Here is a 15,049-nt window from a genome sequence, read left to right as displayed (position 1 = left end):
GGGCGCCGTGCCCCGGCGGCTAGGCTGCACCCCGTGAAGGTCCTCGTCATCGGCGGCGGCGCCCGCGAACACGCCCTGTGCCGCTCTCTCTCCCTCGACCCTGACGTCACCGATCTGTACTGCGCTCCCGGCAACGCCGGCATCGCAGAGGTGGCCGAACTGCACCCGGTCGACGCACTCGACGGCGCCGCCGTCGCGCGCCTCGCCACCGAACTGGGCGCCGAGCTGGTGGTCGTCGGCCCGGAGGCGCCGCTGGTCGCCGGGGTCGCCGACGCCGTCCGTGCCGCGGGCATCCCCTGCTTCGGCCCCTCCGGTGAGGCGGCCCGGCTGGAGGGCTCCAAGGCGTTCGCCAAGGACGTGATGGCCGGGGCGGGTGTCCCCACCGCCCGCAGCTATGTCTGCACCACCCCCGCCGAGATCGACGAGGCCCTCGATGCCTTCGGCGCCCCGTACGTCGTCAAGGACGACGGACTCGCGGCGGGCAAGGGCGTCGTCGTCACGGGCGATGTCGAGGCGGCCCGCGCCCACGCGCTTGCCTGCGACCGTGTGGTCATCGAGGAGTTTCTCGACGGCCCCGAGGTGAGCCTCTTCGCGATCACGGACGGCACCACCGTGCTGCCGCTCCAGCCCGCCCAGGACTTCAAGCGGGCCCTCGACAACGACGAGGGCCCGAACACCGGCGGCATGGGCGCCTACTCCCCGCTGCCGTGGGCCGACCCCAAGCTGGTCGACGAGGTCATGCAGTCGGTGCTGCAGCCGACCGTCGACGAGCTCCGCCGCCGTGGCACCCCCTTCTCCGGGCTGCTGTACGCGGGTCTCGCGATCACTTCGCGGGGCGTCCGGGTCATCGAGTTCAACGCCCGCTTCGGCGACCCGGAGACCCAGGTGGTCCTGGCCCGGCTGAAGACCCCGCTGGCCGGTGTCCTGCTGGGCTCCGCCAACGGCACCCTGGACGAGCTGCCCCCGCTCAGGTGGCGCGACGCCGCCGCGGTCACCGTGGTCATCGCCTCGCACAACTACCCGGACACGCCGAGGACGGGTGACCCGATCGGCGGCCTCGACGACGTTGCGGCGCAGGACGCTCCGCATGCGTACGTCCTGCACGCCGGGACCAGGCGGGAGGGCGACACGATCGTCAGCGCGGGCGGCCGGGTGCTGTCCGTGACCGCGACGGGCGAGGACCTCGCCACCGCCCGGGAGCGCGCCTACACGGCGGCCGCCCGGATCCGGCTCGACGGCTCGCAGTTCCGTACGGACATCGCCCGAAAGGCCGCCGAAGCCTGATCGGCCGCTCCGGTACCTCCATTTCGCCCCCTCGGGCCTCGGGCCCGCGGGGGCGAAATCATGCCCCTGCCCCATGGGTACCGGCGCGTCAGCACCTTTGCCCAAAGCCATTCCATCGAGTGACGGCTGGGCTATCCGGATGACGCCCGCCGAGGCCCCAACTAGGGTGCGGCGCAAGCGTTCCGGCACTTGGCCCACCGGCATTGCGATGTCTGTGACGGGTGCCACAGTGGGGGAGTGAGCAATACCGCCGCGGGGGCAGAGGGGGTGACGTCCGGCCGTGTCCGGTACTGGTGAGGAGCTGGGCGCGCAGGCTGCGCGCGCCCGAGCGCTCGCCCTGCTGCGCATTCGCAGCAGGGCAACGGCCGCGGCCCTGCTGCCGGCGGCGGTCGCCGTCGTGCTGCTGGTCGCGGGTGCGCAGGGCCGTATCGGCGGTGGCGGCTGGTACGCCGTGCGCTGGGTGGTGACGGTCTGCGCCGTGCTCGTGCTGCTGGGCGCCGTCGCGGTCTCGGTCGCGATCGCGCGGGCGAGACCTGCGGTCAGTCCGACGGTCCCGCTCAGCGAGCAGGCCGCCCCCGATCTCTACCGGCTGGTCCGGGATCTCGCCGACCGGCTCGGCGTCCCCGCGCCGTCGGCCATAGCTCTCACGCCCGACTGCGACAGCTGGCTGGAGGACCGGACCCACCCCTCCGCGCAGCGGACGGAGGGATCCGTGGGCCGCCCCGCCGTCTCCGGCGGCCGCCGTCACGGCGTGCAGGCGGCGCCCGTGCTCGTCATCGGTTCGCCGTTCCTGTGGTGGATGCGGGTCGCGGAGCTACGCGCGGTGCTCGCCCCGGTCGTCGCGGGCACGGGCCCCTCCGCCCATCCCGACATAGCCGCCGCCCGCCGTTTCGTACGGGGTCTGGACGGCGCGGTCGCCGACGCGGACGCTCCCGTGCCCGGACCGCTCGCGACGCTGCGCAGAGTGCCGCGCCGCTTCGTCGGCTGGATCGCCCGGCTGCTGCTCCGCACCTGTCGTGGTCATGCCGCAGCAATGGAGCGGGCTGTCGCCGCCGCCGCGTCCGAGCGTGCACAGGCTGTGGACTACGGGCTGCGGATCGTCGCCCAGGAGCAGGTCGGTCTCGCCTACGCGGGCTGGGACCGGTTGCTCACCCGGGTCGCGCTGCCGGCCTGGCGGATGGGCCGCTGGCCGTCCCGGCTCGACGCCGGCGTCGTCTCCGCCCTCACCGAGCTCTCCCGGCGCGACCGGCTCGCCGAGGGCTTCGCCTCCCGGCTCGGCGAGCGCCCCGCCTGCGACCTCCTGGAGGAGCCCGGAGCGGCCGACGAGGCGGCCTCGTTGCTGGCCGCCCGGCTCTTCCACGGCGGTCCGGCCGAGACCGGTCCCGACTGGTCCCCGGTCGACTGGCAGCAGTATCCGGAGGAGGTCGTCGACCGGAAGTGGCGCACCGAAGCGGCCCGCCTCCACCGCGTCCTGGACGCACTGGGCGTACGGCATGCACCGATGTCCGCGGCGGAGGACGGAGCCCGTGCGATCCACGGATCGCAGGGCGCCGGTCCCATGGACGTCGCCGTGCCGACACTGGCTCGGGTCGTCGAGCATCTGGCCGGCCGGGGCGGCCGCAGCGAGGAGCTCGCCGCCGGGATCAGTGCCGCCGTGGCCCGCGAGGAGGCCACGGCCCCGCAGCTCCCGCCGGGCCCCGCGGCAGCCGGTGTCTCCGGTGCCTGCACCGCCTTCGGCGGGGATGTCCTGGACTTCTGGGGACCCGACCCGCTGCCGCTCTTCCCGCTCCAGCCGCCCCGTACGGGTACGGAGCTGCTCGCCGACCATGTCGCGGCGATGGTCTGCTGCGCCGCCGTGGACACGGCGGGTGCGGCGCCCGGCCTGGACTGGCTCGACGGGCCCGCGCTGCTGGTCGACGGCGAGCGCCGGGCCGATCTCGGCAGCCCGGTCCTCAGTCTGGTCGAGGACGGCGACGCCGGACCGCTGCGTTCGTGGCTCGCCTCGGTGGGCGTCCGCACCGACAAACCCGTCCGTCTCGTCTGACCCACGGGTGCACCCCGTACCCGTGGGTCATGGACCCGCCGGTCAGAGGATCCGGAATTAAGCGCTCCGTTCTCATCAATTCGCGACGAACGGTGACGGAGTGCATGCGTTATGTGATGTGCTGGGGATCGACGCTGACAGTCGACGTACCACTGTTGTCCTGGGGGACTTGAGGGAGGGAAGCGCCATGGGGGCGGAGCAGATTCGCCGATGGGAATCGGGTGCCCTCGCGCATGCCGTCTCCGACCCGTTCGGCCAGGGCCCCCTGCCCTGGCTCCGTGGCAGCGAGAACTACTTCGACGACACCGGCCAGGTCGTCCCCTGGTACGCCGATCCCGCCCTGGCCCGCGGCTCCACCGGCGGAGGCACCCGTACCGCCGACGACGTCCACCGCCAGATCAAGGGCTTCATCTCGACGGGCGCCGCGGCCCCCGGTGAGGCGATCGACTTCCACATCACCGTGGACCCGCCGCAGCAGTTCACCGTCGACATCTACCGCATCGGTCACTACGGGGGCGACGGCGCCGCCAAGATCACCACGAGCCCCCGGCTCTCCGGCATCGTCCAGCCCGCCCCGCTCACCGCCGACCGCACGGTCTCCTGCCACCACTGGTGGCAGTCCTGGCGACTGCAGATTCCCGCCTACTGGTCGATCGGTGCCTACGTCGCCGTGCTCACCACGGTCGACGGCCACCGCTCCCACATCCCGTTCACGGTCCGCGACGACCACCCGGCCGATCTGCTGCTCGTCCTGCCGGACATCACCTGGCAGGCGTACAACCTCTACCCCGAGGACGGCCGCACCGGCGCCAGCCTCTACCACGCGTGGGACGAACAGGGCCGGCTGCTCGGCGAGGAGGACGCGGCGGTCACCGTCTCCTTCGACCGTCCGTACGCGGGCGCCGGCCTGCCCCTCCATGTCGGTCATGCCTACGACTTCATCCGCTGGGCCGAGCGGTACGGCTACGACATCGCGTACGCCGACACCCGCGATCTGCACGCCGGCCGGATCGACGTCGGCCGTTACCGAGGCATGGTCTTCCCGGGCCACGACGAGTACTGGTCGGTCCCGATGCGCCGCACCGTGGAAGCGGCGCGCGACGGCGGCACCTCGCTCGTCTTCCTCTCCGCCAACTCCATGTACTGGCAGGTCAGCCTCTCCCCGTCACCGTCCGGTGTCCCGGACCGCCTGCTCACCTGCCGCAAACGCCGCGGCCCGGGCAGGCCCGCGCTCTGGCGCGAGGTCGACCGGGCCGAGCAGCAGCTCCTCGGCATCCAGTACGCGGGCCGGGTCCCGGACCCCCACCCTCTGGTCGTACGGAACGCGGAGCACTGGCTCTGGGACGCGACCGGGGCGGGCGAGGGCGACGAGATCGACGGACTCGTAGCGGGCGAGGCCGACCGCTATTTCCCGCGTACCGCCCTCCCGGAGCACGACAACCGCATTCTGCTCGCCCACTCCCCGTACCAGGACAGCGAAGGCGCGACGCGCCACCAGGAGACGTCCCTCTACCGCGCCCCGTCCGGCGCCCTCGTCTTCGCCTCCGGCACCTTCGCCTGGTCCCCGGCCCTGGACCGCCCGGGGCACGTGGACACCCGCATCCAGCGCGCCACCGCCAACCTCCTCGACCGCATCTGCAAACGCGGCTGAGAAGGGCCGTCCGGAGTCATCTGCGGGTGGTCCTCAACCCCCCGCTCCACCCCATCCCACCGGATACGGGAGAATCGGAACGACTCCTGGATCAACCTACGCGGAGGCAGCGTGTCCGGATTTGTAGAAAAGCCCGAGCCGGTGGTGGTCCCCGGACTCACCCACCTCCACACCGGCAAGGTGCGCGACCTGTACCGGAACGAGGCGGGCGACCTCGTCATGGTCGCCAGCGACCGTATGTCCGCGTACGACTGGGTCCTGCCCACCGAGATCCCCGACAAGGGCCGCGTCCTCACCCAGCTCTCGCTGTGGTGGTTCGACCAGCTGTCCGATCTCGTCCCGAACCACGTCCTGTCCACGGAGCTGCCCGCCGGAGCCCCCGCCGACTGGGCCGGGCGGACGCTGATCTGCAAGTCGCTGCGGATGGTCCCCGTCGAGTGTGTCGCCCGCGGCTATCTCACCGGCTCGGGCCTCGTCGAGTACGACGAGTCGCGTACGGTCTGCGGACTCGCCCTCCCCGAGGGGCTCGTCGACGGATCCGAACTCCCGGAACCGATCTTCACCCCCGCCACCAAGGCGGCCGTCGGTGACCACGACGAGAACGTGTCGTACGAGGAAGTGGCGCGCGAGGTCGGTGCGGAGACCGCGGCCCTGCTGCGCAGCACCACCCTCGACGTCTACGTCCGGGCCCGCGGCATCGCCCGCGAGCGCGGCATCATCCTCGCCGACACCAAGTTCGAGTTCGGCTTCGACGGTGAGGACCTGATCATCGCGGACGAGGTGCTGACCCCGGACTCGTCCCGCTTCTGGCCGGCCGCTGCCTGGGAACCGGGCAAGGCTCAGCCCTCGTACGACAAGCAGTTCGTGCGCGACTGGCTGACCTCTCCGGCCTCCGGCTGGGACCGGAAGAGCGAGCAGCCGCCCCCGGCGCTGCCGCAGGAGATCGTCGACGCGACCCGGGCGAAGTACCTGGAGGCGTACGAACTCCTCACCGGCAACACCTGGCAGTAGGACATGAAGAAGGCCCCGGTCGCAGGACCGGGGCCTTTCTCGTATGGAGCGAACGACGAGGTTCGAACTCGCGACCTCAACCTTGGCAAGGTTGCGCTCTACCAGCTGAGCTACGTTCGCATGCGCCGAAGCGCGATGCCTACTATACCCATCCGCGCTCCCGTGCGAGACGCACCGCCGCATGACGGTTCTCCGCACCGAGCTTCGAAGCGGCCGCGGAGAGGTAATTCCGTACGGTTCCCTGCGACAGCGACGCCCGCTCCGCGATCTCCGCGACCGGCGCCCCGTCCGCCGCCAGTTCCAGCACCTCGGCCTCGCGCGCCGTCAGCGGCGAGTCCCCGGCGGAGATCGCGTCGGCCGCCAACTCCGGGTCCACATAACGGTTTCCGGCGTGGACGGTACGGATGATGCCGGCCAGCTGCCGGGCGCTGACCGTCTTCGGGACGAACGCCCGCACACCCGCCGCGAGCGCCCGTTTCAGATGTCCGGGGCGGCCATGACTCGTCACGATCATGGTCCGGCAGCCGGGCAGTTCAGCCCGTAGCGATGTGGCCACACTCACACCGTCCGAACCCGGCATCTCCAGGTCGAGGACCGCGACATCGGGGCGGTGGGCGCGCGCCATGGCGAGCGCCTCCGGACCGGTCGCCGCCTCGGCGACCACGACGAGATCGTCCTCCAGCGCGAGCAGCGCGGCCAGCGCGCCCCGGATCAGATGCTCGTCGTCGGCGAGCAGTACGCGTATCGCGGTCATCGCCGCCCCTCCAGAACCGCCGGACGGCTCTCCCCGCGGGACAGCGGGACCTTCGCCGTCAGCCTGAACAGCCCGTCGCCCACCGGGCCTGCGTCCAGCGAGCCGCCGAGGACTCCGAGCCGCTCCCGCAGCCCGGCCAGCCCGGAACCGCTCTCCCCGGCCGCCGTGGACGGTGCCCCGTCGTTCTCCACGTTCAGCACCACCCTGTCCGCCGAGGCGCTGAGCCGGATCGTGCAGAGCCGTGGGTCACCGTGCCGCAGCACATTGGTGGCCGCCTCCCGCACCGCCCAGCCGAGCGCCGACTGCACAGCGGCGGGCAGCTGCCCGCCGCCGTCGCCGGTCACCTCGCACTCGATGCCGGCCGCCTTCAGCACGCCCTGCGCGCCGACGAGTTCCGTACTCAGATCGGCCTCCCGGTATCCGCGGACGACATCGCGTACCTCCTGCTGGGAGGCGCGCGCGATCCGTTGCACCTCGACCATCTGGTCCACGGCTTCCGGCCTGCCGCGCTGCGCCAGCTCCACCGCCAGTTCGCTCTTGAGCGCGATCACGGCGAGATTGCGCCCCAGGACGTCGTGCATGTCCCGGCCGAACCGCAGCCGCTCCTCGGCGACGGCCAGCCGCGCCTGCAGATCCCGGGCCTCCTCCGCCTGCCACATCACGCTGAGGCTCCAGACGCTGGGCCGTACGGACACCAGGACCAGCAGGCACCCGAACATCGTCGTGGGGATCACCCCGGCCAGGATGCCGCCGCGCACCCCGACCGCGGCGAAGAGTCCGACGGTCAGCGCCGTCAGGACCAGGGACTGGACCAGGAAGGTACGGACCGGGACGAGCAGCACCTGGGTGATCACCAACGCCATCGGGGTATTGCTGACCAGCAGGAGCATCCCGTCGCCATCGATGCCGCCCACGCCGCTCAGCGCCGCCAGCAGCCCCAGGGCCAGCGCCATCAGCGCCAGCGGCGCCACCAGTCGGCGCCGGGGGAAGACGGAGGTGCCGAAGTAGTGCTCGTACGACGGCTTCACGTTCAGGTTGCTCAGCGCGCACTGCGCGAGACTCACCAGCAGGAGTGCCCCGCCCAGTGCCAAGGGCAGCGGGTCGTGCGTGATGTCCGAGAAGAGGGGCGTCAGCCCCCAAGCCAGCGTGAAGAGCCAGGGCATCACCGCCACGGTGAACCGCGAGTAGAGAGAAATTCGCTCGAGCTTGCCGCGCTCCTGCCAGCCGCGCCGGCGGCCCCGTACCCGTCCCCACACAGCACAGTCCCCTCAGCGCCGGGGTTCCCAGCGGAACCACCGCTGCACAGCAAACACGGCGAACGCGGTCCAGGCCAGTCCCGTCAGAGCGGCCACGAGCAGGTCGGAGCCCTCGGCCACGCCCAGCCAGCCTGTCCGCACGAGCGTCATCACCCCGGTCACCGGCAGCAGTTCGCACACGGACGCGATCCGGTCGGGCATGGCCTCCAGCGGTACGAAGAGCCCCGAGCCCATCATCGAGATGAAGAACAGCGGGAGAGTGGTGAGCTGTGAGGTCTGCACGGTGCGGGTCACCGCGGAGGTCGCCGCAGCCAGCGCCGTCAGCAGCACCACGCCCAGCAGCAGGCCCGCCAGGAGCAGTTCGGGCCGCTCGGGCGCGGCGAGGCCGAAGAAGGCCGTCCCTGCCACCACGATCACCACGGCCTGTGCCAGTGCCAGCGCGGCCGACGGCAGGGCGGTCCCGACGAGGATCTCCCGGTCGGTGACCTCGCCGGTACGCAGCCGCTTCAGTACCAGGTCCTCGCGCCGCGCCACGTATGCCGAGACCAGGTTCATGTAGACGGCCTGTACCAGCACGATGCCGATGCCGCCGGTGAGCGCCGTCCCGGCGACAGTCAGTCCGGTCCCGTCGAGAACGGCCTGCTTGAGTGTCGACTTCATCGCCAGGACCATGGCGGCGGGCATCAGCAGCGCGACGAACACCGCCGTCCGGTTGCGGGCGAGCAGGGTGACTTCGGCCCGCCCGAGGGCGGTCAGCCGGCCCCGGAGCGTCGTGGTCGTCGTGCCGGTCGTCGCGGTCGTCATCACACAGCCACCTTTTCGGACTCCGACGCGCTCCGCGCGATATCGAGAAACGCCTCTTCGAGCGAGGCCGACCGGGCATCGAGGCCGAGCAGCCGGACGTCCGACTCCCTCGCCCAGGTCAGCAGTTCGTCCAGGGACTCCTGCAGACGGTGGGTACGGATCTCGATCCGGCGGCCCTCGGCGGCGGCCCGCAGCGCCAGGGGAAGCCGGGCCGCCGGTACTTCCTCGGGCAGCTCGAACCGGATGCGGGCGGGGCGGGCGGCCGTGACCTCGGCGGTGGTGCCCGCCGTCACGATCCGCCCCCGGTGCATGATCGCCAGCCGGCCGGCGAGCGATTCCGCCTCTTCCAGGTAGTGCGTGGTGAGAAGGACCGTCGTGCCGCCGTCCCGCAGTGTCCGCACCAGCTCCCAGGTGTCCCGCCGCCCCTCGGCATCGAGTCCGGTGGTCGGCTCGTCCAGGAACAGCACGTCCGGCCTGCCGAGCAGCGCCAGCGCCAGGTCGAGGCGCCGCTTCTCGCCGCCGGAGAGCTGCTTGACCCGTACGCGCGCGCGGCCGGTGAGGCCGACGAGCCCCAGCGCCTCACCGGTGGGCCGCGGTGCGCTGGTGCATCCCGCCCACATCCGCAGGGTCTCGGTGACCGTGAGATCGGACGGGAAGCCGCCCTCCTGGAGCATCACCCCGATCCGGGGGCGGACGGCGGCGCGCTCGCGGTACGGGTCGTGGCCGAGCACCCGTACGACCCCGCTGTCGGGCCGGGCCAGTCCCTCCAGCAATTCGACGGTGGATGTCTTGCCCGCGCCGTTCGTCCCGAGCAGCGCGAAGATCTCGCCACGCGCCACGGAGAAGGAGATTCCGCTCACAGCCTCGAAGCCGCCGGCATAGCGGCGCCGCACCCCGTTCGCCTCGATCACGCATTCATCGCTGGTCATGTCCTCAGACTTCCGCCGGATCACCGCGGCGGGCAGTGCGAGCTGTCACCACTGCCCATGACAAACGTCATGCGGGTCGGGGTGCGGGGCGTCGGAATACGACGAAGGCCCTGGTCGATATCGACCAGGGCCTTCGATCAAGAGCGGACGACGAGATTCGAACTCGCGACCCTCACCTTGGCAAGGTGATGCTCTACCAACTGAGCCACGTCCGCATTGCTGCCGCTCAGCTTTCACTGGGCGGTGCGAACACCACTCTACCCGATCCACCGGAGTGGTCGTGAAGAGCGATGCAGAGCGGGTGACAGGAATTGCACACTGCGCCTTCCCCCTGGAAGGGGGATGTTCTGCTACTGAACTACACCCGCACGCTGCGTGAGGCCCGGCTATTCGGCCTTGCCCCTCGGCGTGCTCCAGACTCTAGCCGACCTGATGGGGTGTCGCGCAAGTCGGTGCCCCGGGGTGTCGCCGCAGGGTCTGCGCGGGGTGTCGTTCAACTGGCGTCGCGGAACGCCTCGTAGACCTTCTTGGGGATCCGGCCGCGGGCCGGCACCTCCATCCGGTGCGAGCGGGCCCAGGCACGCACGGCCGCCGGGTCGGGCGCCAGTGAGGTGTGCCGGTACGAGGCGGGAGTCCTGCCGCGCTTGCCGGCATTTGTCTGCTTACGGCCGGCCGCCATGTACGGCGCGAGGACCTTGCGCAGTTTCTTTGCATTGGACGGATTCAGGTCGATCTCGTACGACTTCCCGTCCAGGGCGAAGGTGACCGTTTCCGCCGCTGCTCCCCCGTCGATGTCGTCGGAGAGCGTGACCACTACGCGCTGAGCCACGGATATCGGTCCTTTCCTACGGCATCGGCGCGTCTGACATGCGCTGATGACCGGCCTTCCGGCTGCTAGGCGGATGTGGGTCGACCGGTGTCGACTGTTTAGGGGCAATCCTGCTTTCCCCGGTAATCATTTGTACAGCGACAGGCACCGCATTGTGAAGCCCCGCCAATTGCCTCCGCGTGTCCGGCTTCTATGTATGCGTCGTGAGGATATTTCTGTGCGGGACTTTTCCTGCCCGTTGTCACGGCCGATATCTCCATGTGATCAAGCCTGCTTGATATCTACCCGCGTAGAATTTCTGGCCAGGTAAGCTGAGGGAACCTGCGGGGGTCTGGGGAGCCCCCCGGAGAAACAGCCGCACCACACCACCACCGGGAGTGCCAGTGGCACGCGTCGTAGTCGACGTCATGCTCAAGCCGGAGATCCTCGACCCGCAGGGACAGGCGGTGCAGCGTGCACTGCCCCGTCTCGGCTTCGAGGGAATCGCGGACGTACGTCAGGGAAAGCGTTTCGAGCTGGAGGTCGAGGGGCCGGTCGACGAGGCCGCACTCGGTCGCATTCACGAGATGGCCGAGACGTTCCTCGCCAACACCGTCATCGAGGACTTCACCGTGAAGGTGGAGAAGGCCGAGGAGTCGAAGTGACTGCTCGTATCGGAGTCGTCACCTTTCCGGGCACGCTCGACGACCAGGACAGCCTGAGGGCCGTACGGGTCGCCGGCGCCGAACCCGTATCGCTGTGGCACCGCGACAAGGACCTGCACCAGGTCGACGCGGTCATCCTGGCGGGCGGCTTCTCCTACGGCGACTATCTGCGGGCCGGAGCCATCTCCCGGTTCTCGCCGGTCATGGAGACCGTCATCGAGCAGGCCAAGGCGGGGATGCCGGTCCTCGGCATCTGCAACGGCTTCCAGATCCTGACCGAGGCGCACCTGCTGCCCGGCGCGATGCTGCGCAACAACCACCTGCACTTCATCTGCCGCGACCAGAAGCTCCGCGTCGAGAACGCGGAGACCGCCTGGACCTCGGACTACTCCGCCGGTCAGGAGATCTCCGTACCGCTCAAGAACATGGACGGGCGTTACGTCGCCGACGAGCGCGTCCTCGACGAGCTGGAGGCAGAGGGCCGCGTCGCCTTCCGCTACGTGGACGTGAACCCCAACGGCTCGCTCCGCGACATCGCCGGCATCACCAACGCCGCGGGCAATGTCGTCGGTCTGATGCCGCACCCGGAGCACGCCGTCGAGCCGCTGATCGGAACCGGTCGCACCGACGGTCTCGGTTTCTTCACCTCGATCATCAAGAAGCTGGTCAACGCATGAGCCTGGATACGGTCAAGCACGCGGCCGAGACCCCGGATGTCGAGCAGCCCTGGAAGGAGCTCGGCCTCAAGGAGGACGAGTACGCCCGGATCCGCGAGATCCTGGGCCGCCGTCCCACCGGCGCCGAGCTCGCCATGTACTCCGTGATGTGGTCCGAGCACTGCTCGTACAAGAGCAGCAAGGTCCACCTCAAGCAGTTCGGCGAGAAGGTCCCCGTCAACGACGCGATGCTCGTCGGCATCGGCGAGAACGCCGGTGTGGTCGACGTCGGTCAGGGTTACGCGGTCACCTTCAAGGTCGAGTCGCACAACCACCCCTCGTACATCGAGCCCTACCAGGGCGCGGCCACCGGCGTCGGCGGCATCGTCCGCGACATCCTCGCCATGGGCGCCCGTCCGGTCGCGGTCGTCGACCCGCTGCGGTTCGGCGCGGCCGACCACCCCGACACCAAGCGGGTCCTTCCGGGTGTCGTCGCGGGTATCGGCGGGTACGGCAACTGTCTGGGTCTGCCCAACATCGGCGGCGAGGTCGTCTTCGACGCCTGCTACCAGGGCAACCCGCTCGTCAACGCCGGCTGCATCGGCGTGATGAAGCACGAGGACATCCACCTGGCGCAGGCCTCCGGCCCCGGCAACAAGGTGATCCTTTACGGCGCCCGCACCGGCGGCGACGGCATCGGCGGCGTCTCGGTCCTGGCCTCGGAGACCTTCGAGTCGACCGGTCCGGCGAAGCGCCCGGCCGTCCAGGTCGGCGACCCGTTCCAGGAGAAGCTCCTCATCGAGTGCACCCTGGAGATCTTCGGCGAGAAGCTCGTCGCGGGCATCCAGGACCTCGGCGGCGCGGGTCTGTCCTGTGCCACCTCGGAGCTGGCCTCCGCCGGTTCCGGCGGTATGCGCGTCGAGCTGGACACCGTTCCGCTGCGCGACTCCTCCCTCTCGCCCGAGGAAATCCTCATGAGCGAGTCGCAGGAGCGCATGTGCGCGATCGTCGAGCCGCAGCACGTGGACCGCTTCCTGGAGATCTGCGAGAAGTGGGACGTCATCGCCACCGTCATCGGTGAGGTGACCGAGGGCTCGCAGCTGGAGATCTTCTGGCACGGCGAGCAGATCGTCGACGTGCCGCCGCGGTCCGTCGCCCACGAGGGCCCGACGTACCACCGCCCGTTCGCCCGCCCGTCCTGGCAGGACGCGCTGCAGGCCGACGACGCGAACAAGCTCGCACGCCCGGCGAACGCCGCCGAGCTGCGCGAGCAGGTGCTGAAGCTGGTCGCCTCCCCGAACCAGGCCTCGAAGGCGTGGATCACGGACCAGTACGACCGGTTCGTGCAGGGCAACACCGTGCTCGCGATGCCCGAGGACGCCGGCATGGTCCGGATCGACGAGAAGTCGAACCTGGGCGTGGCCATGGCGACCGACGGCAACGGCCGGTACGCGAAGCTCGACCCGTACACGGGTGCGCAGCTCGCGCTGGCGGAGGCGTACCGCAATGTCGCCACCTCCGGAGCCAAGCCGCTCGCCATCTCGGACTGCCTGAACTTCGGTTCGCCCGAGGACCCGGACGTCATGTGGCAGTTCGCCGAGGCCACGCGTGGTCTCGCGGACGGCTGCCTGGAGCTCGGCACCCCGGTCACCGGCGGCAATGTGTCGCTGTACAACCAGACCGGTGAGACGGCGATCCACCCGACGCCGGTCGTGGCCGTGCTCGGTGTGATCGACGACGTGACGCGGCGTACGCCGGTCGCCTTCAAGGAAGAGGGTCAGCTCCTCTACCTGCTCGGCGACACGCGTGAGGAGTTCGGCGGCTCGGCCTGGTCCGAGGTCGTCCACAACCACCTCGGCGGGCTGCCGCCCAAGGTCGACCTGGGCCGCGAGAAGCTGCTCGGCGAGATCCTGATCTCGGCGTCCCGCGACGGCATGGTCGACGCGGCGCACGACCTCTCCGACGGCGGTCTGATCCAGGCGGTCACCGAGTCCTGCCTCCGCGGCGGGAAGGGTGCCCGGCTGGTCGTGCCGGACGGTCTGGACGCGTTCACGTTCCTCTTCTCCGAGTCTGCGGGCCGCGTGGTCGTCTCGATTCCGCGCAGCGAGGAGCTCCGCTTCAACGACATGTGTGGGGCGCGGGGTCTGCCCGTCACCCGGATCGGTGTCGTGGACGGTGAGGAGATCGAGGTCCAGGGCGAGTTCAGCATCCCGCTGAGCGAGCTCCGCACGGCCCACGAGGCGACGATCCCCGGCCTGCTCGCCTGAGCCGGACGCGCTGTTCCACTGCGTGACGTCAGAGCCCCCGCCCGGTCCGCCGGGCGGGGGCTTCGTCGTGGGGACACCCCGTAGGCTCGCTCCCATGCCGCCGTCCCAGAAGCGCGCCCGCCGCTACGACCTCGCCCGGACCCGCACCGCCGTACAGGCGCAGTTCGCCCATGTCCGGTCAGCGGTCAGCACGCTGACGCCCGATCAGCTCGACCTGCCGACCCGGCTCGGGGACTGGACGGTGCGGGAGCTGGCTGCCCATCTGACCATGGCGGTCTCGAACGTCTGCCGGAACCTGGAGCTGCCCGAGCCTCCCGGCGAGAAGCCCGAGGTCTCCCTGCTGGAGTGGCCGTTCTCGACCGCGGGGCGGGCCGGCCGGATCGCCGACGACACCAGGGCGCTCGCCGTGGACCGTCCCGATCTCGACGCGTTGTACGCGGAGGTCGCCGACCGGTTCGATGCGGTCGTGCCGGGCGTGGGCGAGGACCGGCTGCTGCCGACCCGGATCGGTGTGATGCGGCTGGGTGACTTCCTCGTCACCCGCACCGTCGAACTCGTCGTGCACACGGACGACCTGAACGCGGCTGCCGGGCTCGACATCCCGTACGACCGGCAGGCACTCGCCGCCTGCACCCGGCTGCTCGCCGACGCGCTCGCGGAGAAGGCGCCCGGCGGCTCGGTGGAGGTGCGCGTTCCGCCGTTCGCCGTCGTCCAGTGCGTCCCGGGCCCGAAACACACGCGCGGTACGCCGCCCAACGTCGTCGAGACCGATCCGCTGACCTGGATCCGGCTCGCGACCGGACGCACGCAGTGGCGGGCGGCGCTCGATGCGGCAGAGGTCAGTGCCGGCGGTGAGCGGGCCGATCTCGGCGACCTGCTGCCGCTGCTCCGCTGAGGGGAACCGGATCGGCGCTCCGTAC

The 15,049-nt window shown here is 70.7% G+C and carries 13 protein-coding genes and 3 tRNA genes; 8 read left to right on the top strand and 8 right to left on the bottom strand.

Annotated features, from left to right (window positions below; genetic code table 11):
• The first annotated feature begins 33 nt into the window (after window positions 1–33).
• The 4 genes from purD (at window position 34) to ACFU6I_RS06365 (ending at window position 5,990) form a co-directional block, all read left to right on the top strand.
• On the top strand, window positions 34–1,284 hold the full coding sequence (gene purD, locus ACFU6I_RS06380) for a phosphoribosylamine--glycine ligase (protein ID WP_384362306.1): 1,251 nt from the start codon (window positions 34–36) through the stop codon (window positions 1,282–1,284).
• A gap of 280 nt (window positions 1,285–1,564) precedes the next feature.
• Entirely contained in the window at window positions 1,565–3,328 is a 1,764-nt protein-coding gene (locus ACFU6I_RS06375; RefSeq protein WP_384362303.1) for a hypothetical protein, read from the top strand.
• Window positions 3,329–3,515: 187 nt separating this feature from the next.
• Complete coding sequence (locus ACFU6I_RS06370; RefSeq protein ID WP_384362300.1) at window positions 3,516–4,979, top strand: N,N-dimethylformamidase beta subunit family domain-containing protein; 1,464 nt, start codon at window positions 3,516–3,518, stop codon at window positions 4,977–4,979.
• Window positions 4,980–5,090: 111 nt separating this feature from the next.
• Window positions 5,091–5,990 (top strand): phosphoribosylaminoimidazolesuccinocarboxamide synthase, encoded by a 900-nt coding sequence (locus ACFU6I_RS06365; RefSeq protein ID WP_384362297.1) that lies wholly within the window; start codon window positions 5,091–5,093, stop codon window positions 5,988–5,990.
• 44 nt (window positions 5,991–6,034) lie between these two features.
• On the opposite strand, the gene ACFU6I_RS06360 is transcribed toward ACFU6I_RS06365, so the two are convergent.
• The 8 genes from ACFU6I_RS06360 to ACFU6I_RS06325 all read right to left on the bottom strand — a co-directional run bounded on the left by ACFU6I_RS06360 (window position 6,035) and on the right by ACFU6I_RS06325 (window position 10,562).
• Window positions 6,035–6,110, bottom strand: a tRNA-Gly gene (locus ACFU6I_RS06360).
• A gap of 22 nt (window positions 6,111–6,132) precedes the next feature.
• Window positions 6,133–6,744 carry a response regulator gene (locus ACFU6I_RS06355; protein WP_384362293.1) on the bottom strand — a complete coding sequence of 204 codons (612 nt, stop codon included), beginning with the start codon at window positions 6,742–6,744 and terminating at the stop codon, window positions 6,133–6,135.
• Window positions 6,741–8,000, bottom strand: coding sequence for a sensor histidine kinase (locus tag ACFU6I_RS06350; protein ID WP_384362290.1), 1,260 nt, complete (start codon window positions 7,998–8,000; stop codon window positions 6,741–6,743). The genes ACFU6I_RS06355 and ACFU6I_RS06350 overlap by 4 nt, the downstream gene beginning before the upstream one ends.
• Window positions 8,001–8,012: 12 nt before the next feature.
• Window positions 8,013–8,804, bottom strand: coding sequence for an ABC transporter permease (locus ACFU6I_RS06345; RefSeq protein ID WP_384362287.1), 792 nt, complete (start codon window positions 8,802–8,804; stop codon window positions 8,013–8,015).
• A complete protein-coding gene (locus ACFU6I_RS06340; RefSeq protein ID WP_384362284.1) occupies window positions 8,804–9,733 on the bottom strand; it encodes an ABC transporter ATP-binding protein in 930 nt (309 codons plus the stop codon). Before ACFU6I_RS06340 ends, ACFU6I_RS06345 begins: the two co-directional genes overlap by 1 nt.
• Before the next feature lie 142 nt (window positions 9,734–9,875).
• A tRNA-Gly gene (locus tag ACFU6I_RS06335) sits at window positions 9,876–9,948 on the bottom strand.
• Between the two features lie 81 nt (window positions 9,949–10,029).
• A tRNA-Gly gene (locus tag ACFU6I_RS06330) sits at window positions 10,030–10,101 on the bottom strand.
• A 125-nt stretch (window positions 10,102–10,226) separates the two neighbouring features.
• Window positions 10,227–10,562: an Lsr2 family protein gene (locus ACFU6I_RS06325; RefSeq protein WP_384362281.1), complete on the bottom strand. Its 336-nt coding sequence runs from the start codon at window positions 10,560–10,562 to the stop codon at window positions 10,227–10,229.
• 377 nt (window positions 10,563–10,939) lie between these two features.
• On the opposite strand from ACFU6I_RS06325, the gene purS reads away from it, so the two are divergent.
• From purS to ACFU6I_RS06305, 4 genes are all read left to right on the top strand, one after another.
• Window positions 10,940–11,206, top strand: a complete 267-nt coding sequence (gene purS / locus ACFU6I_RS06320) for a phosphoribosylformylglycinamidine synthase subunit PurS (protein WP_283852935.1) — start codon at window positions 10,940–10,942, stop codon at window positions 11,204–11,206.
• Window positions 11,203–11,883, top strand: a complete 681-nt coding sequence (gene purQ, locus ACFU6I_RS06315) for a phosphoribosylformylglycinamidine synthase subunit PurQ (RefSeq protein WP_328888206.1) — start codon at window positions 11,203–11,205, stop codon at window positions 11,881–11,883. The genes purS and purQ overlap by 4 nt, the downstream gene beginning before the upstream one ends.
• On the top strand, window positions 11,880–14,129 hold the full coding sequence (gene purL / locus ACFU6I_RS06310) for a phosphoribosylformylglycinamidine synthase subunit PurL (protein WP_384362278.1): 2,250 nt from the start codon (window positions 11,880–11,882) through the stop codon (window positions 14,127–14,129). Before purQ ends, purL begins: the two co-directional genes overlap by 4 nt.
• Before the next feature lie 94 nt (window positions 14,130–14,223).
• Window positions 14,224–15,024, top strand: a complete 801-nt coding sequence (locus ACFU6I_RS06305) for a sterol carrier family protein (RefSeq protein ID WP_384362275.1) — start codon at window positions 14,224–14,226, stop codon at window positions 15,022–15,024.
• Window positions 15,025–15,049 lie beyond the last annotated feature (25 nt).

Origin of the sequence: Streptomyces sp. NPDC057486 (assembly GCF_042802415.1) — a bacterium.
GTDB lineage: Bacteria > Actinomycetota > Actinomycetes > Streptomycetales > Streptomycetaceae > Streptomyces > Streptomyces yanii.
The sequence above is the reverse complement of the archived record's forward strand: the minus strand, read 5'-3'. Positions and strand labels throughout refer to the sequence as shown.

What these genes read in the sequence shown, in the direction of transcription:
- ACFU6I_RS06370 (WP_384362300.1), top strand. Translation starts at nt 3,516, where the DNA reads ATGGGGGCGGAGCAGATTCGCCGATGGGAATCGGGTGCCCTCGCGCAT.
- ACFU6I_RS06355 (WP_384362293.1), bottom strand. Translation starts at nt 6,744, where the DNA reads ATGACCGCGATACGCGTACTGCTCGCCGACGACGAGCATCTGATCCGG.
- purL (WP_384362278.1), top strand. Translation starts at nt 11,880, where the DNA reads ATGAGCCTGGATACGGTCAAGCACGCGGCCGAGACCCCGGATGTCGAG.
- ACFU6I_RS06340 (WP_384362284.1), bottom strand. Translation starts at nt 9,733, where the DNA reads ATGACCAGCGATGAATGCGTGATCGAGGCGAACGGGGTGCGGCGCCGC.
- ACFU6I_RS06305 (WP_384362275.1), top strand. Translation starts at nt 14,224, where the DNA reads ATGCCGCCGTCCCAGAAGCGCGCCCGCCGCTACGACCTCGCCCGGACC.
- ACFU6I_RS06345 (WP_384362287.1), bottom strand. Translation starts at nt 8,804, where the DNA reads ATGACGACCGCGACGACCGGCACGACGACCACGACGCTCCGGGGCCGG.